This window comes from Nostoc sp. ChiSLP03a, from assembly GCF_034531215.2.
Lineage (GTDB): Bacteria > Cyanobacteriota > Cyanobacteriia > Cyanobacteriales > Nostocaceae > Nostoc.
The window spans coordinates 26,081-44,912 of record NZ_JAVRBQ020000009.1; the positions used below are offsets into that span (position 1 = coordinate 26,081).

Genomic DNA, 18,832 nt, shown 5'->3' on the forward strand with positions numbered 1-18,832 from the left:
TGCTTGATAACAAGGAAAGCTTTTACTCGCCCATTTTCTTTTTCACATCCGCTAGAACAGTCTTATAATCTTGCCGCTCAGGATGTAACTTCACCAGCTTCTCCAAAGGTTCCATCGCACCCTTATAATCTTTCAATTGCAACCGCAGCAAAGACAGTTTCTCTAAAGCAAGTTGGTTTTCTGGTTCCCGTTGTAAAACCAACTCGTAGCCCCGCGCCTGTTGCTGTAATCCTGACTCAGGAGAAGCAGACGCAGTTGCTGGCTTAGGTTGGGTAGCCTGTTGGATTGCTGGAACGACTGCAAATAACGTAGAACCAAAAAACGAGAACATCGACACTATCGTGAGAATCTTTTGTCGCCGCTGAATCTGCTTTTTGCGGGTAATTAGGTATTCTTCGTCTGAACCAGCCATGTCTCACATACTTGCTGCGGTAAACACTTAAGTATCAGCAAGCCTCCGTTCTGAGGATACCCATCTGCTCAAGAGAAACTAACATCCGCGCTAAAAATTTTTTACACAAACTTCAAATGCTGACTCAGAAGACGAGAGAACCTTATGGTAAGCCTATGTTGTAACAACAATTTTGCCATGCGTAGTTTACCGCCGTAGGCATCGCTCCGATATCTCAAAGCAAAACCCTACCCTGTGCCCTAACAAGTCTTATTCTCTGAGCAAAAGATTAAAATTATATAAAGATTTGCAATTATTTTGCCTAAAACCAGATGTTTGCGATAATCTAAATAACATTTAAATCAACAACTTTCAAATTAGCTCGTATCCTATAGCTACTGCAACAAGCAAGCATATTTTTCCTAATTTAAACAAACAGAATTTTCCTAGTAATCCTTAGTCACACTACTTAGTGGAACTTCCCTGAGGACTAATTATTCTGCTCGGCGTTCACAATAGATATCTTACGAAAGGTAGTGTTGCACTGTTGCAAAAAAAAGGTAGACGTAAAGAGGAAAAACAAAAGGGGCAAAAGTTAAAGAAAAAAGGGTAAACATAAACATCCCTTACTCCTTCTCCCAATACTTTTGTCTGACTTCTGCGAAAAGTTTAAGGACTACTTGGTAAAATTGGGATTTTCTGGTGGTAATTACCGTACAAAACCGAATTTACCAGTAACTTAGTAGAGTTTGTTATGGTATAGTTAAAAAGTTAAGACTAGCTTTACCAAATTAAACCACTCTACGGGCCGGCAACAATTGCAGAATGGGAAGCAGTTTTAATTAAGCATTTACCCACAAAATCAGAATTCAATCGAGGTTATGACTCAGCAAGTGATTCACCCAATGGTGAAATTGCAGCGCAACGTGCAATCACTCATAGAATCGAATATTATCAAGCCAAGCGATAGCATCTGGAAAATCGCTCTGCTCTATGGTAATGAATGGCAGCACTGGAAACAAGAACTGCTTGACTTTGGCTTTAGTATGCAAGACCCAGTTAGTGAATTGCTAGCTGTAGAAACTTGGGATGAAGAGTAGGGAATAGGGCATAGGGCATAGGGAATAGAAATTTTTAATATTCACTACTCCCTAGACGCGATTAATCGCGTCTCTACATACTCCCGATTCTCTAAACTTTGCAGGCAGTTAAAGCTGCTGCCAATTCCTTTGCATTTTGATAGCGATCGCGTGGCAATGGTTCTGTAACCCGATCGATAACATCTCTTAATTGGGAACTAATAGTGGGAACTTTTGCCACATCAAACCTGAAGTTTCGCCCTCGTTGGCGGTAATACTTGAACGGGTTTTCGCCTGTGAGCAGAAAAATCAGCGTTGGCCCAATTGCATACAAATCAGATTGAGTTAAAGGTTGTCCTCGTTCTTGTTCGGGAGCGCAGTAACCTTCTGCACCAATTCGAGTACCGGGTGCTGTGCCAATTTCCTTAACTGCGCCAAAATCTAGCACCACGATCCGATTTTCTGAACTTCGCACCATTAAATTGGCGGGTTTGATATCGCGGTGAATCAGTGGAGGCTCTTGGCTATGAAGATAGTCTAAAATATCGCAGGTTTGGATCATCCAAGCGATCGCTTGGTTTGGTGTCACTGGGCCAGTGGTATAGACACGTTTCTCCAAATCTTGTCCGTGGATTAGTTCCATTGCCAAGTATTTTTTTCCGCCTTCTACAAAGAAGTCATAATACTTGGGAATTCCAGGATGGTTAAGGGATTTGAGAGTGTGCGCCTCTCGCTCAAATAACTCTTGAGCTTTGACAATTTTTAGCATATCAGCATTCATTTGCTTCAACACCAGCAGTTGTGGCACACCCGCAATCAGACCAGCCTCATCCCAAGCCAGATAGGTAGTACCCATACCTCCTTGTCCGAGAGTTCGCAACACCTGATAATGGCGAATTCTCTGTTGGACTGAGAGAGGTTGACCGCAGTGGATGCAAAACAAATTGTTTGGAGAATTGCCTTCGTGCGTGCAAGTGGAAGATAAATTTGCCAGATTCCTTGCTGAGTAAAGCGTCTCAGCGGCGTTTTCTTCTGTACCTTGTATTTGTTCGTGCGATCGCAAACCAGTTTCCAGTACTGTTACCTGCTGAATTTGGAATTGCAATATTGGGCCTCCCTGTGCCAATTGCAAAAGGGAATTATCTGGTAACGGACTCTGAAGTACAAGGATACCGTTGAGAAAAGTCCCATTTGTACCTTTACTAATCAGCTGCCAAGCATCGCCATTGCTAGCGTCACCGACTTTTCTCAGTTCTAGATGATGCCGGGAAACTAAACTATCAGTTAAAACAACGTGATTATCTGCCGCTCGACCAATCCGAATTATGGAGGAGTTCTCAAAGCTCCACTGCTGGAGGGGCGTTTTCTGTTGCGGTTCTAACAGGGTCAGACTAACCACAATACAACCTACAAGGTAAATGGATTAGGGATTGGGGAAGGTGGGGTCCCAAGAAGGGGATAAGGGGTAATGGAGATTGGGTATTGGGGATTGGGGAGTAGAAAAATTATTTCACAGTTCCCAGTCCCCAGTCCCCAGTCCCTTAATTTCAACTTTCTAGATTTGGGCGTACTTTTGCCCGAATAAGTATACCAGTAATATTGTCGTGACCGTTGTGTTGATTTGCCAAATCAATTAATTCTGTAACCCCCCGTTCTAAGTTAGCACCAGAACTAAGTAAGGGTTCTAAGTGCGTCTGCCAATGGGTTTCTAGTAAATCATTATCTGATAGACCGTCTGATGCCAACAGCAGAAGAGTGTCTTCGTTGATGTCGAAAAAGCCAACGTCGGGATTAATCGAGTTTTCATCACGAGGCCCCAAGGCTTGGGTGAGTTGGTAGGCATCTGGACGGGCGTAAGCGATGCTTGCTTCTACTCCTCGGTTTATTTCCCGTTGCCCAACTTCGTGATCTACTGTGACTTGTTCTAGTCCCTGTTTGCGCGTCAGGCGATAGAGACGGCTATCTCCGACATGAGCAACTGCTGCTTGAGTATCTTGAATTAAAAGCATTACTAAAGTTGTACCCATACGCCCAACTCCAGAACGGGCATCTTGTTGATTGAGCTTGTAAATTGCCTCATTAGCTAAAAACACTGCCTCACGAATGCTATCTTCTGTTGGCAGCTGGTTGGCAATCCAGTGTTCTTGAAAGTATTCCCTTAGGGTGTTGACTGCTAACTCACTGGCTATCTCGCCGCCAGCGTGTCCACCCATACCATCACAAAGAATATACAAACCATGCCCTTCTAGAACTCGACTTTTAGGGAACTCCAGTTTCTGAATTTTGGTTTCAATGCCAAAGCAGTCCTCGTTATGATGACGTTGACGCCCCACATCTGTGCGTCCTGCATCTTCTAAGCTACTTAACTGCATCGCCAGCACCACAGTTGCCATATCATCAGTTTTGCTAATGATATCTTCTAACTCATCTGATTGCGGGGTAGTGGACACAGCAGTATTGTTCTCCTTTATTGGGGGCAAAGTTGCGCTTCCTAATGCTTCCAGTTCAACAGAAATTTCCTCCAAACGCGATCGCAATTGAGCGATCGTCTGAATCTTACCTATCTCTAAATCCCCCAACATTTGGACTACAGAGCCAAATTGAGTTCGTTGCGATTGTCTAAATAGTGCTTGCCAAACCCTTCCCAAAGCTTGGATAGTTAACGGCTCCTCTGGAATGGCAGATGTTTGGCGAGGAGCATCTTCTAACGACTCCGTGGCGGGTTGAGAATTCGGCGATTCCAAATACAACCTTTGTAGTGCCAACGTTTGGTCTTCATCCAATCGCAAATTCGACAAATCTAAAAGGCTTTGACGACAATTTACTGGTTCTAAGACTGCCCAAAGGTGGGTCATTTCATAACACCAGTGTAAAATTTTTAACGAACTGGTTGTTTCTTCTTGCCACAGGTCGAGTAAATACTGCCAATCCGAGCGGTTTTCGATTATTAATACCTGTATATCACCTTGCTGCCATGCGTCGTGAATCGACGGTATCCCCCGCTCACCTTGGGATTGTAAAGCAATATAAAGTTTAGCAAGGCGAGGAATCTCATTCGCTTCCACTGATGGTGTGAGCAAATCTGATTCCTGATTTTCTAGGATTGCCTCAATCGGTGATATTTGATACGGCTGGCAGTCTAGAACTCTCACACCCACATCAGTAATAATGGCAGTTTCCGTTTGAGCAGGTAGGGCATCTAATAATTGATAGCGTTCTTGGGAGTCTAAATAGGAGCCTAATGTAATTTGAGAACTAGGAGATACAGAAGATGAGGAGGGTATTGCTCGTTCATCTCCCTCACCTCCCACATCTTGGACATCCCCTTCTCCTCTCAAAGCTTCCCCAGTCTTTTCTTTAACAATAATTGCCCAAAACACTGTTCCACATTCTGTGTCGCAGTTATGACAACGTAATACATTCACAAGTACATCATCAGTACCGCATTCAGGACAAATCTTGTGAGTCAGGGACGTGCCACAGTTTTGACAGAATTTGTTGCTATTGGGGTTTTCAAATTTACACTGAGGGCAAATCAGCATAGTGGAAGTTCCTTTATTCCCATTCGTTCCAAGGTGCTTCTAGCCACTAACATCCAAGGTGCCACAATTGGCTGTCCCTGACTACAGTAGATTGTAGTTGATCAATGAATTTTGGTGGCAGTATTAATTGTGACGCATATTAGATAAATATTTCATATATTGGCAGCTAATTCCTTGGAAATGGGGAATGGGGAAGAAGCAGGGGGGCAGGGGAGCAGAGGGGCAGGGGAAAAGGTTAAAGGTTAAAGGGAAAAGGAATAAATTTAATCTTTCCCCTTTTCCCCTTCCCCTTTCCGTTTCCCCATGCCCAATGCCCAATGCCCAATTATCAAGAGTCTGGCAATTGTGGAGGTTCAGCGTCAAACCATTTTTGATAAATTTGCTTGTAAGTGCCATTGGATAACAAAGTTGCTAAACCTTTGTTAATTGCATCCAAATGTGGTGAATCCTTGGGCGTAGCAATCCCGTAGTATTCTTGGGTGAGCAAATCCGCAACAACTCTAATGCCTTTGAGTTTGCCATTTTTAATAGCATACAAAGTAGCGAAAGCATCGCTAACCACGGCATCAACGTTGCCATTGAGTAAGTCTTGGAAAAATTCTGGCCCAGAATTAAAAGTACTAATTTTGGCGTTGGTGATGGTTTTGGCAAAATCTGCCCCAGTGGAACCAATTTGGACAGCAATTTTTTTACCTTTGAGACTTTTCAAGTCTTTAATATTTTGATTGTCTTCGCGGACAGCGATCGCAAGTCCAGCTTTAAAATAAGGTCGTGAAAAAGCAATTGTTTTCAGGCGTTCGGCGGTAATCGTGATTCCGCTAATTGCGGCATCAACTCTTTTAGCTTCTAAAGTCGAGATCGTGCCATCAAAGGGCAGACTTTCAAACTGGATTGTAAAATCTGCTACTTTAGCGATGCCTGCGGCGGGCGACGCCAACGCATTCATCAAATCAATATCAAAACCTTTTAACTTACCGTCAGCTGTTTGAAATTCAAAAGGGACAAAGGTGGGGTCTGTGGCCACCTTGAGAATTTTAACATCTGGGTTAGTAGTGGGATATAAACTTTGACAGGCAATAATTAGTAGTAGGCAGCCTAAGCTTAGAATTAGCTGCTGCCACTTGAAGTTAATTAATTTCATCATAGTAATTTTGTTCTAGTAATCAATTTTTACGATACTTGTCAAGATGTTATAAGAAAGAATACATACGTATGACTTTTTGCTAATTGCCTTTGTGTGTGTTCTATATTCTGACTCTCAATTTTTAATCGCTTATGGCTTCTACCACTTCTGCTTACCAAATTGCTGATTTGTTCGCCAAAAGAGCTAGAAATCTGACACCACCAACTTACGGCACTGAGTTAACCAAAATCATCACCGTCAGCTTTGCCTATGGTCTGGCTGACCCAATTCTCTTTCCTCATGCTGATTTGTCTGCTGCAAGTGCTGCTGTACTGGCAGAAGAAGCTCCGCTCGCTCTCAATTACGGGCCACCTTCAGCCCAACTTTACGAACAAATAATCCTCCGCTTGCAGGCTCAAGGAATCCCTGCCGATCGCGATCGCGTGATTATTGGCTACGGTTCCAGTCAGATTTTGGGCTTGCTACCAGATGTGTTTCTCGAACCTGGTGATGTGGTAATTGTAGAAGGACCAACCTTCTTGGAAGTAGTTAATAGATTTGTCCAGGCTGGCGCCCGCCTGATTACTATTCCTGTAGATGAGATGGGAATGGATGTAGATGCGTTAGAAGAAACTTTAAGCGACTTGAAAAAACGGGGGATTCGACCCAGGTTTATTTACACTATCCCTACTTTTCATAATCCCACAGGCTCTACTATGCCGTTATCTCGTCGCCAAAAACTGGTAGCGTTAGCGGCTGAGTATGGCGTATTGGTGGTAGAAGACGATGCCTATAGCGATTTGCGCTTCCAAGGCGAAGCTGTGCCATCCTTAGCAAGCCTTGACAAGGAGGGGTGGGTGTTATACGTGAATACCTTCTCGAAAATCATTGCGCCTGGTATCCGGCTAGGCTGGGCTTGTGGCGATCCAGCAATTATTGAGCGGTTGGCAATGTTCAAAAGTGAAGGGCCTGTGGGGCCGTTTGTCAGCCATGTAGTTGGTCGCTACTGTGCTACAGGCAAACTAGATTTTCACATTCAAGAGCTAATCGCCTGCTACAAACATAAGTGTAATTTGTTGTTAGAAGCGATCGCTCAAGAGTTTCCCAGTGATATAGTTGCTTTGCGACCAGGTGGTGGCTTTTTTGTATGGTGTAAATTGCCGTCAGACATCAGCGCCGAAGCACTCCTAACTGCTGCCAATGAACACGGTATCAGCTTTCTCCCAGGAACTCGCTGCTACGCCAATGGACAGGGGGATGATGCCATCAGGTTAGCTTTTAGCTTTCAACCAACTAAAAAGATTGTCGAGGGAATCGCTACCTTGGGAGCAGTGCTACGTGGATGGCAGCGATGATCGTACCAATTTTAGATTTTGTGGATAGTCCGATATAAGGAAATCTCTGGTCAGACTTTTTTTCCTTACGAGCCGTAACAATTAGCGAACCGCTCTTTCTTTTCCACATTCTGTGAAAAGTCACGCTTAGTACCAGTTAGTGCGGGTAACAACGGTTCCGGTACCGCAGACTAGGGCCGCGCGAGAGAGGCGGCCACTGAGGTTATTGCCGACCTTCGTGTAGGCAAAGTTAATGCCCGGATCGACGGTCTCACCAACATAGTCCCAGCTGCTGGGGTTGGGGTTACTGCTCCGGGTGCGATCGAGGTAGACCTTGCAGTAAGGCGGCGCGTTGTCGATTCGTGCGAATGAACCGCATTGGCCGCTGTAGAAGTACTTCAGTGTTATGTTGCTTCCAGCCCAGGTTGCCTTCTTGCTCTGCTGGAGGTTGTAACGGCAGGGCGTGGACTCCGAGTAGCGACCTTCATAAGGGTAGCTTGGATAGCCCGGACTGTTGAACGGCGCAGCCTCAGCGGCGGTCGCAAACGCTAGCGATGTGGAGATGAATAGGCCGAAAACCCTGGTGATTGTTTTGATCCCCATGAGTGGTTTCCAAATTTAATTTTATATTTATTTACTAGATTAACTGTTTATAGTAAGTAGGCAGAAAAATTTCTAAGTATGTAACAAAAATCTAAAGTAATTAATCCTCTTTAATTACTTTGAACAAAGAAAAAATAAGAGCGTATTTTTTAACTGTAAATAAAGTGATAATTAAAGCGTTTATTTTCTAATAAAATCCTAAAATCAAGGTTTTTGGTAAAAGTTTTATACTCAGAACTAGCCCTTTCAAGGTGAGTCAGCATTTTTTGGGAATTTATTTAACTGCATTAGTCGCAGATAACACAGAAGTAAGAAGAATTATTGTCCAAAAATCTTACCTAGTTTGAAAGGGCTAATTTTGAATCTTTAAAAAATTTGCTCCAAGCGCTGGAAATCACGCTGGACTTCATACCAGAGACTTTTATTATGAGGGTCTGTTTTCAAAGCTTTTTTGAGATAAATTCTGGCTTTGAGTAATTGTTTTTCGGAAATTAGCGCCCGTCCCCAAATTTGATAGGCGATCGCTAACCATTGACGGACTTCTGCATCTGTTGACAAACGATCTGCTAAAGCTTCCGCCAGGGCGATCGCTTGCGGAAATCGTTTTTCTTGCAAAAATCGCTGCAATTGCTCATAAGTCTTCCACTTCAGCCGTTCTTCTATTTCCAACAGATTAGGCGGCTTTGGTTTCCCTGATTCTTGACTTGTCACCGTTGTTACTGGTGTTTTCTGCCTATGCGTCGCCTTCGCGTCATCACGCCCACCAGATGTTGATACCTGAGTTGAATGTGCCACAGTTTCCTCTGGTAGTACCACTGTCATCAGGAGTTTGTACGCTTCTGTCAAGGCAATAAACTTATCTTTGGCTTTGTTGTCATCTGGGTTGATATCGGGATGATATTGCTGCGCCAGTCGTCGGTAAGACGCTTTGATGTCAGCAAAAGAAGCTCCCGATCTTAAACCTAGTAAACGGTAGCAATCTCCAAGATCCATCTTGAGCTATCAGCTATCGAATATTTAGCTATTGGCTATTATCTGTCAGTATCAGCTTCAAGCCCGGACTATTAATGATAAGGGCTAATTTTCTATTTTAAAGTTCAATGTTGACAGTTTGTTCATAAAAGGGCATTGGGCATTGGGCATTGGGCATTGGGGAATTAATTATTCTTCCTTGTTCCTCTGCTCCCCTGCTCCTCTGCTCCTCTGCTCCCTGCCCCCTGCCCCCTACTAACCAGCTACTACAGAGGTTCGTTCTTCAATCACGCGGTCAATTAAACCGTATTCTTTTGCCTCTTCGGCAGACATGAAAAAGTCACGATCCATATCTTTTTCAATTTTTTCTATGGTCTGACCTGTTTTATCGGCATAAATGCCATTGAGCTGGTGACGAATCCGCAGAATCTCTCTAGCTTCAATTTCGATATCGGTTGCTTGTCCACGGGTTCCACCTGAAGGCTGGTGAATCATAATCCGTGAGTGAGGCAATGCTAGGCGTTTGCCTTTGGTGCCAGCAGCCAGCAGGAAAGACCCCATTGAAGCAGCTAATCCCACGCAAATAGTTACTACATCTGATTTAATATGTTGCATGGTGTCAAAAATAGCCATGCCAGATGTAACCATTCCACCGGGGGAATTGATGTATAAATAAATGTCTTTACCTGGATCGTCTGAGTCCAGATACAGCATTACAGCGATAATTTGATTGGCAATTTCATCATCAATATCACGCCCCAAGAATATAATCCGTTCTCGGTAAAGGCGATCGTAGATGCTAATCCAATCTGTATATTGTCCACCGGGCATCCGGTAAGGAACTTTAGGAACGCCTATAGGCATAATTTACTCCGTTTTTAATTAGTCAGTCATTAGTCATTGGTCATTGGTCAATTGGTCGTTAACATTAATAATTTTTGGTTATTAACAAAGGACAAATGACAAAGGACAAAAGATAAATTAAAGGACACTGGCAGGAAGTGGAGGATTGGCGAGTTCTTCTTTCTCAAAAACTCGGTCAATTAAACCGTATTCCTTCGCTTCGTAGGGTGTTAAATATAACAAGCGATCCATGTCTTTAGTAATTTTTTCTGGAGCCTGTCCAGTGGTGCGATGTAAGATATCAACTAAGGCCCCTTTATTTACCAAAACTTCCCTGGCGCGAATTTGAATATCCGTTGCTTGACCTTGGGCGTAGCTCTTGGGCTGATGCAGGATAATCGAGGAATGAGGCAAACTAGCGCGACAACCTTTTGTACCAGCACTGAGTAGCATCGCTGACATTCCCATCGCGGAACCGACGCAGATGGTGTGGATAGGAGGCTTGATATATTTCATGGTGTCATAGATGGCGAAGGCTTCGGTTTCAAAGCCAATGGGTTCGCCACTGTAACCGGAAGTGCCGGTGGAGTTGATATAGATTTTAATCGGTTTTTCGGGGTCGTCGGATTGCAAGAACAGCAATTGGGCCACGATTAATTCCGTAACAGCAGGCACCAGTGGCATCCCAATATAGACGATTCGCTCCTTCAATAAAAGGGAAGGTAAATCTGGCGGTGGTGTTCGGTAAAAGTTATCGCCGTAATATGGGGCTTGAACAGCCTTAATTGGGGAAATGTCCATAGCAACTGATCGCCTGAAACTATGCCGTTAACTGTAATACATCCTAGCGCGATGCACGCGTCCCTCAAGGTGCGGATTTCTCCCTAATGCTGAAGGTGGCTTCGCATCTGCCAATGCTTGGCTTCTAAGATATTCTGATTATATTAGTGTATTTATGTTGGATAAGTTTTCCGTAGAGCTAAAGTAGTGCTTTGAAGTTATTTTTTTATATGTATATCCTGAATAGGGACTCTGAGTTATGAAGGTTAATTTGCAGCCTGCCTTGAATGATGGTAATTTGGACGCAAATCAACTGAACAGTCAACGTCAGTTGGGAATTTCGATTTCGGCGATCGCAGAGACTCAAGACCGCCATGTACCCCTGAATTTGTGTTTAATTCTCGATCATAGTGGTTCGATGAATGGGCGATCGCTAGAAACGGTGAAAAAAGCCGCGAATCGTCTGGTAGATAGACTCAACCCTGGCGATCGTCTCAGTGTGGTAGTTTTCGATCACCGTGCCAAAGTCTTAGTATCCAATCAAAGTGTCGAAAATCCAGAGAAAATCAAACAGCAAATCAATCGCCTCGCCGCCGATGGGGGAACTGCGATTGATGAAGGGTTGCGTTTGGGGATTGAGGAGTTGGCGAAGGGCAAAAAAGATACTGTTTCCCAAGCTTTTTTATTAACCGACGGGGAAAATGAACACGGTGATAACAATCGCTGTTTGAAATTTGCTCAATTGGCTGCTAGCTATAATTTAACTTTAAATACTTTGGGATTTGGTGACAACTGGAACCAAGATGTTTTAGAAAAAATTGCCGATGCTGGCTTAGGTACTTTATCTTATATTCAAAAACCCGAACAGGCAGCCGAAGAGTTTAATCGCCTGTTCAGCCGCGTTCAAACTGTGGGATTGACTAATGCTTATCTATTATTCTCCCTGATGCCCAATGTCCGGTTAGCGGAACTTAAACCCATCGCCCAAGTTTCCCCAGACACAATCGAGTTACCACTGCAACAAGAAGCTGATGGACGTTTCGCTGTGCGGTTGGGAGATTTAATGAAAGATGCAGAACGAGTAATCTTAGCTAATATTTATTTGGGACAATTGCCAACAGGTGAACAAGCGATCGCTAATGTGCAAGTCCGCTACGACGATCCAGCCGCCAACAAAGTAGGTTTAGTTACACCAAATATCCCAGTTTATGCCCATGTAGTCAAAAATTACCAAGCAGACCCGAATCCCCAGGTGCAACAGTCTATTTTGGCATTAGCGAAGTATCGCCAAACCCAGTTAGCCGAGACGAAATTACAACAGGGCGATCGCTCTGGTGCGGCGACAATGTTACAAACGGCTGCGAAAACTGCCTTGCAAATGGGAGATACTAGTGCAGCGACGGTGTTGCAAACTTCTGCCACCCAGCTACAATCTGGACAAGATTTATCCGAAAGCGATCGCAAGAAAACCAGAATTGTCTCCAAAACAGTTTTGCAAGATACTCCTCCCCAGTAAACTCAGGTTTAGATGAAAGTTAAATTGCTCTCGGCGTTAAATGACAATAATGTTGATCTGGCTCAAACAAGTAGCCAACGTCAATTGGCAATTACAATTTCGGCAATCGCTGGTGAGTCCGATCGAAATCTTCCCCTTAATCTCTGCTTGATTTTGGATAAAAGTGGTTCCATGCATGGACATCCAATTAAAATGGCGATCCAGGCGGTGGAAGGTTTAATCGATCGGTTGAAAGTAGGCGATCGCATCTCGGTTGTAGCTTTTTCTGGCACTGCGGAAGTCATTATCCCTAACCAAGCGATTGAAGACCCCGAAAGCATCAAATCTCAAATCAAAAGCAAACTGACCGCTAGCGGCGGTACTGCGATCGCTGATGGTTTGGAATTGGGAATTACAGAACTGATGAAGGGCACAAGAGGCGCTGTTTCTCAGGCGTTTCTACTGACGGATGGACATGGTGAAAGCGGTTTGCGGATTTGGAAGTGGGATATAGGGCGAGATGACAATAAGCGCTGTCTGAAACTGGCGCAAAAGGCTGCCAAGCTGAACCTAACTATCAACACTTTCGGATTTGGCAATAGCTGGAATCAAGATATGCTAGAAAACATTGCTGATGTCGGTGGTGGTACTTTAGCTTATATTGAACGTCCCGAACAAGCTGTGGAGCAATTTAGCCGACTGTTTGGACGGATTCAATCGATTGGGCTAACTAATGCTTACTTGCTGTTATCTTTAGTGCCCAATGTCCGACTAGCAGAATTGAAACCCATTGCTCAAGTTGCCCCAGACACAATCGAGTTACCAGTGGAAACTGAAGCTGACGGTGGCTTTGCTGTGCGTTTGGGAGATTTGATGCAAGATGTAGAACGGGTAGTTTTGGCTAACATTTATCTGGGACAATTGCCAGAAGGGAAACAAGCGATCGCGCATCTGCAAATTCGTTATGATGACCCATTGGTTAACGAACAAGGCTTACTTTCGCCCTTGATGCCAGTGTACGCAGATGTAGTGCGGGCGTATCAACCGACATCTAATCCGCAGGTGCAACATTCTATTTTAGCATTAGCAAAGTATCGCCAAACCCAGTTAGCCGAGGCGAAATTGCAACAAGGCGATCGCACTGGTGCAGCAACGATGTTGCAAACAGCTGCTAAAACCGCTTTACAAATCGGAGATAAAGGTGCAGCAACAGTGTTGCAAACTTCTGCTACTCGCTTGCAAGCTGGGGAAAAACTTTCCGAAGCTGACTTGAAGAAAACTAGGATTGTATCTAAAACCGTTTTACAAGAATAGTAAAAATTCAACGTTACTGATTAACGGTATGAAAGTTTCGCGTCGAGGCGCAAAGCGAGAAAAAATATTTTATTCCTCAATTGAGCAACAAAGTAATAGCATATTCCTAATTTAACCTGAGTTCGATAAACCTCTCCCTGCCTTGAACTTTAGTTCAAGGCTGTCCCTCTTTGACTCGGAGAGGGACGATTTTGCCAAGTAAAATCAGGGAGAGGTCTTTTTGATTGAGCGAATTTTGCGGACACTATATAAGCCGTTGAATTCACGTTAACTTATTGATTAACAACCAACGAAGAGTTTGACTTATGCTGATCCAAAAGATTGTCCAAGAATTGCAAGACATCCCTGAAGACAAACTAGCAGAACTTTATGACCTAATTCACTACTTTCGGCTAGGTTTAAGTCAAGAACGTACACAACCTCTTGCGGTGAGCGAAGTCGAACCGCGCACCCCTGGTTTATTAAAAGGAAAACTCGGCGATGCTTTCTTTGAACCACTACCAGAAGATGAACTCCAGCAATGGGAATGAGCTTCCTCATCGACACCCATATCCTGCTGTGGTGGCTCTTTGACGACCCAAAACTCCATATTGACTGCCGAGACATCATTCGCAACCCAGATCATCGCATTAAGGTGCAGCGACAGTATTGCAAACTTCTGCCACTCGCTTGCAAGCTGGGGAAGAACTTTCCGAAGCTGACCTCAAGAAAACTAGGATTGTATCTAAAACCGTTTTACAAGAATAGTAAAAATTGATTTTGTTTGGAAGTGTAGAATGTCAACAATAAACTCTGTTATTGATAAGATTGCAATCCTTGCAGAACAAAGTGGTTATATAGGCTGTCTTGAAGATTGGAGTGTTTGCGGCAGTTATAATCCAGATTATCCTCCAAGATTAAGTTTTGAGCAGATCCAGGAACTTACTCAAAATTATCCGTTTAATTTACCATTAGAACTTTGTGAACTATACCAAAGGGGTAATAGTTGTTTGCCTATTGGTGTCAACCACAACAAAAATTGGGATTCCTTCGACAGTTATTTTCCATTTCAATTTCCATTGGAAGATGACGTTTTTTTCCCGTTAGGAGAAGCAATTAATACATATTGCTCTATAGCCTCTTGGTTAAAGAAGAACGAACACAAATTACAGCTATCAGGAAAGACAAATGATTGCCAGCAAAAAATTCTAGTTTCTCTCCTGAATAACAATAATTTTTCTTCACGCTTGTTTCCTATTTCTAGCCCGGAGAATGGCTTATACGTTGTAGTTGGTAATGAAAAACAACAGGAAACATCACCAATACTCTTTTTATGGGAAGATTTAGTAATTTCTATGGAATGGCCAAGCCTTACTTGCATGATGCTAGGAATGGCAGAAGTCATGGAAAGAAAAATGCAGTCACCAAAGCCTAATGGGTATGAAATCGAAGCTATTTGGCACAAGTATGCTGTCGCAGATGCTTCAGTTTTTCCAACATAAAGTGAATGGGCTGAAAAATTAAATATAACTACGTGATAATAGTAATATCTAGGTATTAAATTAATATATTAAGCAGCATTTGAAGGATTTTTGCTGAATGAAGCGATCGCTACCTCCGCCACAGGCATCGCAAGCTAGTGGCTTAACGATATACCAAAATGAATGCGTAAATTACTTAAATAAATAAGTAAACTGGGGTTTGAAAAAGTAAAAGCTGATTTTACTTGCGGAAAACACCAAAATGAGAAAGTAAAAGCTTGTTTTGCTTGCGGAAAACACTAAAATGAGAAAGTAAAAGCTGCTTTTGAGAAAGTAAAAGCTGATTTTGCTTGCGGAAAACACTAAAATGAGAAAGTAAAAGCTGCTTTTGAGAAAGTAAAATGTCATTTTGAGAAAGCAATATGCCTTTTCGCTTATTAAATATGAAGTTTTGAGAAAGCAATAAGCCTTTTTGCTAATTAAATATAAATTTTAGTTAAATATGCGAAAGGTTAGATACAGGCAACAATGGTAAACGACGGATACGAAACGTAGCAATGCTGCCGCAGAGAGTGGTAATCCCTGAGCAAGCAACAGTTTCATAGCGGTTAGGTAGTTCAATGATGCGATCGCTCAAGTAGGACGATGCAAAAATTAACCCACCCGACGTTACGCAGCAACTTGAAAATACTTGTGTGTACACAGTAGCTCTTACAAGGAAAGGGGTTTGAGTCTTACTCCCCTTCCCTTGTATAGTAGCTAGTGCGTTGCTATAACGAAGGTTCAGTTAACAAAGGTTCAGTTATCAAAGATTCCTTTAGCGAAGATTGGTCTATCAAAATCAAAGGTTGGTCTATTGTCTCATTTACTTCAAGAGCGAACGATTTAATTACGCTGTTACCCACTTGTGTACCTAATTGGATATCGGGATCTTTTGCGGCATCTATAGCAAAAGTACCTTCAGAAGTAGTGATAGTATTGCGTATTACTTTACCATTTATGGTTATAGCGTCTTGGGTTGTAGGTGTTTTGCTTGTTACTGGTATCTGAGTTACTCCAGAGGATGGGATATGAACCCCGCCGAAAATACGGCTTGCGGCATTGTCCTCTATTGCCTCGGAAATGGTATTGTACGTCAAAGCCTGGCCTGGTAAGTCTTGCGAAGGAACTGTGAAAGGTGTGTTGTCCCCGAAGAAGTTAATCAATACTTGACCTGCTGCCGAACCAAATGCAGCGTGTCCTGAGTTGTAGTCTGGGAACGGTGGGGTTAAAGGAGTATTAAAGAAGTTTTCAGGCTGATGATACGATAGCAGGGGTAGCCAGTTCACATCACGAACTACTCCTGCTGACACGTCAAGGCTATTGTCTTGGCGGATTGCTTGAATTGGTCGCAATTGATTGTAAAAATACTTAGAATCCCACGTCAAAATACCCACATCAGCTTGTGCAAGGTTTAACTGAGCAAACAAGAGGGCGTTCTGAGATAGATTATTGCTCCTATTCAAAGAGATTTGTTCTGCAAACTGGTTCCACTGACCGGGAGGTCTGAAGGTATTTGGGCGATCGAGTGCCCAGAAGATAGCATTTTTCGTTTGGTTAGAAGTGCGAGTAATTGTAGTAACGCTAGTGTTCGAGAAGGCTCCTACCTGCCGGATAAGATTCTCTTGGTCTGCGAACTGTTGGCTACCAAATAGTACTGGACCAGACAGTCCGAACTGTAGCAGGCGAGCTCTAGGATTTGCTGGATCGCGATCGGGTATATCAGGTGAAAAGGGAAGAACTGATCCCCACCCTGGCAATAATCCAGGTGTAAAATCGGGGAAAGTTGGTCGCCATTCGCCTGCGCTATTTCCTCCCGTGTAAGGTATCTGCGCCTGAGCCGAACCATCGTTTCTCCGCAAGGCTAGGATAATACTAGCAACTTCTTTTCCTATAGACCTACCGTTGCTCTTAGCCGTACCGTTCGGTATTGCTGCCAAAGACGTTCTTAGCTGTTCGTCTAGTAGAGTTCTTATAGCTGTTTTAGCTGCTTGAGTTTGTGCTGAATCTTGGGGTGTTGAAGTTGTGAATAGATTAAGTAGTGTTGTATATGCTGCTTGGACTGCTGCTGCTGGTGCTGACGCACCGCCCGTAAGCCGAGGATCAGAGGGGCTTATTCTCACAGCGTAAGACCGACCGATCCGGTTAATCGCGTTTACAGCATCATAAACTGCTAAGTGAATGATCGCCTGATTGCGTGCTCCTATTGGGGGTGCAGTTCCACCTCTGGCTGTAAGAACGCCATTTGCATCACGGGAAATTCCTGAGACAAGGATGGAATTCAGAAGCGTTGCATTCCAAACAATTACAGGATCACCAGCATTAACCAACTGACTGACTACTTTACCGTTTGTAGTCGCTTGGGGGATGGTGGTGTCAACCTCAGCAATCAGCTGGTAGGCTCCAGGTGCTACAACACTTGGACTACGGAAGTTAGAGCGAGTAAAGTCATTAAAGCTAGTAAAGTCTACGGTAACAGTTTGGGATTCACCAGGAGACAAGCTAACACTTGGAAGGCTTTGAGTTCCGAGTAGTTCATCTGTGCCCACCAAAGGGGAATTTGATGTGGTTCCCAAAATCGCTACTGAAGTGATGACTCTAGGGGTATTGAGAGGGTTTTTGTCGAGGATTGAATCCGGAGACACGTATATGTTGAGATTTAAAGCTCCTTGAAAAACTCTCGTGCCGTTATTAGTAACAATTAGGTCAAATCGACCTTGTTTGACTGCTTCGCCTAATAGTGTAGGTCTTTGAAATTTACTGTTACTAAATTTGATTTGGATATCTGGTGTTCGCGGGATTGAGATACCTGGTTTTGGCTGGTTTATTGCATAAGCTGCTGGAATAACCATTGTACCAAGTATAGATATAGTTACCGCGCTCTTGATAAAGAACGAAAAAAACTGGAAGATGGTATTTGGCTGAGAGTTTACCATGAGTTTGGATTATTTGCTTGCAGAAGAATAAATGAATGATGTCTTTTAGGAAGAATAGACCTCTTGCAAAAGTCAGTTTTTACATGTCGCAGACTACTTATCACGCTTTTGTTTACCATTTATGCAAGAAGTCTAATCGGTTAGTGCCTAAAATCACAGCCAACCACTTTTCAAACAACCTCTGAGAAGTACACATGAAAACCACTGGCATTCATCATGTAGCTATTATTTGTTCTGACTACGAGCGCTCCAAAGCATTTTATGTCGAAACTTTAGGCTTTCAAATTATTCAAGAGACTTTTCGCGCCGCCAGAAATTCTGATAAATTAGATTTAAAAGTTGCAGAAAATACTCAAATCGAACTATTTTCTTTTCCAAATCCTCCAGAACGACCTAGTAAACCAGAGTCTTGCGGTTTAAGACATCTTGCTTTTCAAGTTGATGATGTAGAGGAAACTGTTTTTTATTTAAAATCAAAAGGTTTAGAAGTAGAAAATATCAGAGTTGATGAAATTACAGGTAAAAAATATACTTTTTTTAAAGACCCAGACAATTTACCATTAGAAATTTATGAGCGTTAAAATTACTACTAACAGGCAAACTTCTGATCGCTTATAGATAATGTGAGAGCTTTTGGGGAGATATATGTCATGAAAGTCAATCTCCTGAAGACAAGTTATTTTGATTTTAAGTTAACTTTACTACATAAAATTTATCTGGTTGTTTGGGAGACAGGAAATACTTCTACCAAAGGAATCGCCAGTTTCAGCATCCGTTACTTCCGCGTCTCAATTCTGACTCCTGAATTCAGAAGGACTGAATTCTTCTTCAAGGGTTGCCAGTTGCGCCCATTGGTTTAAATCTGGTATATTCCCAGTCAAAAAACTCAAAAGCGATCGCTAGTAGATAAATATCTGCAAT

The 18,832-nt window shown here is 43.0% G+C and carries 17 protein-coding genes; 7 read left to right on the forward strand and 10 right to left on the reverse strand.

The features are described from left to right. Positions 1-22 precede the first annotated feature (22 nt). Positions 23-412, reverse strand: coding sequence for a tetratricopeptide repeat protein (locus RMY32_RS01085; protein WP_322713918.1), 390 nt, complete (start codon positions 410-412; stop codon positions 23-25). A gap of 860 nt (positions 413-1,272) precedes the next feature. On the opposite strand from RMY32_RS01085, the gene RMY32_RS01090 reads away from it, so the two are divergent. Further along, on the forward strand, positions 1,273-1,491 hold the full coding sequence (locus RMY32_RS01090; protein WP_012407469.1) for a DUF4327 family protein: 219 nt from the start codon (positions 1,273-1,275) through the stop codon (positions 1,489-1,491). Between the two features lie 91 nt (positions 1,492-1,582). Here the strand turns inward: RMY32_RS01090 and RMY32_RS01095 are convergent, their stop codons facing one another. From RMY32_RS01095 to RMY32_RS01105, 3 genes are all read right to left on the reverse strand, one after another. Then, the gene (locus tag RMY32_RS01095; RefSeq protein WP_322713919.1) at positions 1,583-2,869 is read right to left on the reverse strand and encodes a protein kinase domain-containing protein; all 1,287 of its coding nucleotides are present in this window, start codon (positions 2,867-2,869) and stop codon (positions 1,583-1,585) included. 148 nt (positions 2,870-3,017) lie between these two features. Next, complete coding sequence (locus tag RMY32_RS01100) at positions 3,018-5,012, reverse strand: serine/threonine phosphatase (RefSeq protein WP_322713920.1); 1,995 nt, start codon at positions 5,010-5,012, stop codon at positions 3,018-3,020. Between the two features lie 328 nt (positions 5,013-5,340). Continuing rightward, complete coding sequence (locus RMY32_RS01105) at positions 5,341-6,156, reverse strand: basic amino acid ABC transporter substrate-binding protein (protein ID WP_322713921.1); 816 nt, start codon at positions 6,154-6,156, stop codon at positions 5,341-5,343. Positions 6,157-6,287: 131 nt separating this feature from the next. On the opposite strand from RMY32_RS01105, the gene RMY32_RS01110 reads away from it, so the two are divergent. Beyond that, positions 6,288-7,490, forward strand: coding sequence for a PLP-dependent aminotransferase family protein (locus RMY32_RS01110; protein ID WP_322713922.1), 1,203 nt, complete (start codon positions 6,288-6,290; stop codon positions 7,488-7,490). A gap of 126 nt (positions 7,491-7,616) precedes the next feature. Here RMY32_RS01110 and RMY32_RS01115 read toward each other — a convergent pair whose 3' ends face one another. The 4 genes from RMY32_RS01115 to RMY32_RS01130 all read right to left on the reverse strand — a co-directional run bounded on the left by RMY32_RS01115 (position 7,617) and on the right by RMY32_RS01130 (position 10,688). Beyond that, positions 7,617-8,072, reverse strand: a complete 456-nt coding sequence (locus RMY32_RS01115) for a hypothetical protein (protein WP_322713923.1) — start codon at positions 8,070-8,072, stop codon at positions 7,617-7,619. Between the two features lie 366 nt (positions 8,073-8,438). Then, positions 8,439-9,065 (reverse strand): J domain-containing protein, encoded by a 627-nt coding sequence (locus RMY32_RS01120; protein WP_322670449.1) that lies wholly within the window; start codon positions 9,063-9,065, stop codon positions 8,439-8,441. Positions 9,066-9,299: 234 nt separating this feature from the next. Continuing rightward, positions 9,300-9,908, reverse strand: a complete 609-nt coding sequence (locus RMY32_RS01125; RefSeq protein WP_322670450.1) for an ATP-dependent Clp protease proteolytic subunit — start codon at positions 9,906-9,908, stop codon at positions 9,300-9,302. A 117-nt stretch (positions 9,909-10,025) separates the two neighbouring features. After that, a complete protein-coding gene (locus RMY32_RS01130; RefSeq protein WP_289797597.1) occupies positions 10,026-10,688 on the reverse strand; it encodes an ATP-dependent Clp protease proteolytic subunit in 663 nt (220 codons plus the stop codon). A gap of 238 nt (positions 10,689-10,926) precedes the next feature. On the opposite strand from RMY32_RS01130, the gene RMY32_RS01135 reads away from it, so the two are divergent. The 4 genes from RMY32_RS01135 to RMY32_RS01150 all read left to right on the forward strand — a co-directional run bounded on the left by RMY32_RS01135 (position 10,927) and on the right by RMY32_RS01150 (position 14,957). Continuing rightward, complete coding sequence (locus tag RMY32_RS01135; protein WP_322713924.1) at positions 10,927-12,183, forward strand: VWA domain-containing protein; 1,257 nt, start codon at positions 10,927-10,929, stop codon at positions 12,181-12,183. Positions 12,184-12,195: 12 nt separating this feature from the next. Further along, positions 12,196-13,476 (forward strand): VWA domain-containing protein, encoded by a 1,281-nt coding sequence (locus RMY32_RS01140; protein ID WP_322713925.1) that lies wholly within the window; start codon positions 12,196-12,198, stop codon positions 13,474-13,476. Between the two features lie 305 nt (positions 13,477-13,781). Continuing rightward, positions 13,782-14,006 carry a hypothetical protein gene (locus tag RMY32_RS01145; protein WP_322713926.1) on the forward strand — a complete coding sequence of 75 codons (225 nt, stop codon included), beginning with the start codon at positions 13,782-13,784 and terminating at the stop codon, positions 14,004-14,006. Between the two features lie 246 nt (positions 14,007-14,252). After that, positions 14,253-14,957: a hypothetical protein gene (locus RMY32_RS01150; RefSeq protein WP_322713927.1), complete on the forward strand. Its 705-nt coding sequence runs from the start codon at positions 14,253-14,255 to the stop codon at positions 14,955-14,957. 475 nt (positions 14,958-15,432) lie between these two features. Here the strand turns inward: RMY32_RS01150 and RMY32_RS01155 are convergent, their stop codons facing one another. Then, complete coding sequence (locus RMY32_RS01155) at positions 15,433-15,639, reverse strand: hypothetical protein (RefSeq protein ID WP_322713928.1); 207 nt, start codon at positions 15,637-15,639, stop codon at positions 15,433-15,435. Positions 15,640-15,706: 67 nt separating this feature from the next. Then, positions 15,707-17,911: a hypothetical protein gene (locus RMY32_RS01160; protein ID WP_322713929.1), complete on the reverse strand. Its 2,205-nt coding sequence runs from the start codon at positions 17,909-17,911 to the stop codon at positions 15,707-15,709. A 194-nt stretch (positions 17,912-18,105) separates the two neighbouring features. On the opposite strand from RMY32_RS01160, the gene RMY32_RS01165 reads away from it, so the two are divergent. Next, the gene (locus tag RMY32_RS01165; protein WP_322713930.1) at positions 18,106-18,492 is read left to right on the forward strand and encodes a VOC family protein; all 387 of its coding nucleotides are present in this window, start codon (positions 18,106-18,108) and stop codon (positions 18,490-18,492) included. Positions 18,493-18,832: the final 340 nt, after the last annotated feature.

What these genes read in the sequence shown, in the direction of transcription:
- RMY32_RS01085 (WP_322713918.1), bottom strand. Translation starts at nt 412, where the DNA reads ATGGCTGGTTCAGACGAAGAATACCTAATTACCCGCAAAAAGCAGATT.
- RMY32_RS01090 (WP_012407469.1), top strand. Translation starts at nt 1,273, where the DNA reads ATGACTCAGCAAGTGATTCACCCAATGGTGAAATTGCAGCGCAACGTG.
- RMY32_RS01100 (WP_322713920.1), bottom strand. Translation starts at nt 5,012, where the DNA reads ATGCTGATTTGCCCTCAGTGTAAATTTGAAAACCCCAATAGCAACAAA.
- RMY32_RS01105 (WP_322713921.1), bottom strand. Translation starts at nt 6,156, where the DNA reads ATGATGAAATTAATTAACTTCAAGTGGCAGCAGCTAATTCTAAGCTTA.
- RMY32_RS01110 (WP_322713922.1), top strand. Translation starts at nt 6,288, where the DNA reads ATGGCTTCTACCACTTCTGCTTACCAAATTGCTGATTTGTTCGCCAAA.
- RMY32_RS01115 (WP_322713923.1), bottom strand. Translation starts at nt 8,072, where the DNA reads ATGGGGATCAAAACAATCACCAGGGTTTTCGGCCTATTCATCTCCACA.
- RMY32_RS01120 (WP_322670449.1), bottom strand. Translation starts at nt 9,065, where the DNA reads ATGGATCTTGGAGATTGCTACCGTTTACTAGGTTTAAGATCGGGAGCT.
- RMY32_RS01125 (WP_322670450.1), bottom strand. Translation starts at nt 9,908, where the DNA reads ATGCCTATAGGCGTTCCTAAAGTTCCTTACCGGATGCCCGGTGGACAA.
- RMY32_RS01130 (WP_289797597.1), bottom strand. Translation starts at nt 10,688, where the DNA reads ATGGACATTTCCCCAATTAAGGCTGTTCAAGCCCCATATTACGGCGAT.
- RMY32_RS01135 (WP_322713924.1), top strand. Translation starts at nt 10,927, where the DNA reads ATGAAGGTTAATTTGCAGCCTGCCTTGAATGATGGTAATTTGGACGCA.
- RMY32_RS01140 (WP_322713925.1), top strand. Translation starts at nt 12,196, where the DNA reads ATGAAAGTTAAATTGCTCTCGGCGTTAAATGACAATAATGTTGATCTG.
- RMY32_RS01145 (WP_322713926.1), top strand. Translation starts at nt 13,782, where the DNA reads ATGCTGATCCAAAAGATTGTCCAAGAATTGCAAGACATCCCTGAAGAC.
- RMY32_RS01150 (WP_322713927.1), top strand. Translation starts at nt 14,253, where the DNA reads ATGTCAACAATAAACTCTGTTATTGATAAGATTGCAATCCTTGCAGAA.
- RMY32_RS01160 (WP_322713929.1), bottom strand. Translation starts at nt 17,911, where the DNA reads ATGGTAAACTCTCAGCCAAATACCATCTTCCAGTTTTTTTCGTTCTTT.
- RMY32_RS01165 (WP_322713930.1), top strand. Translation starts at nt 18,106, where the DNA reads ATGAAAACCACTGGCATTCATCATGTAGCTATTATTTGTTCTGACTAC.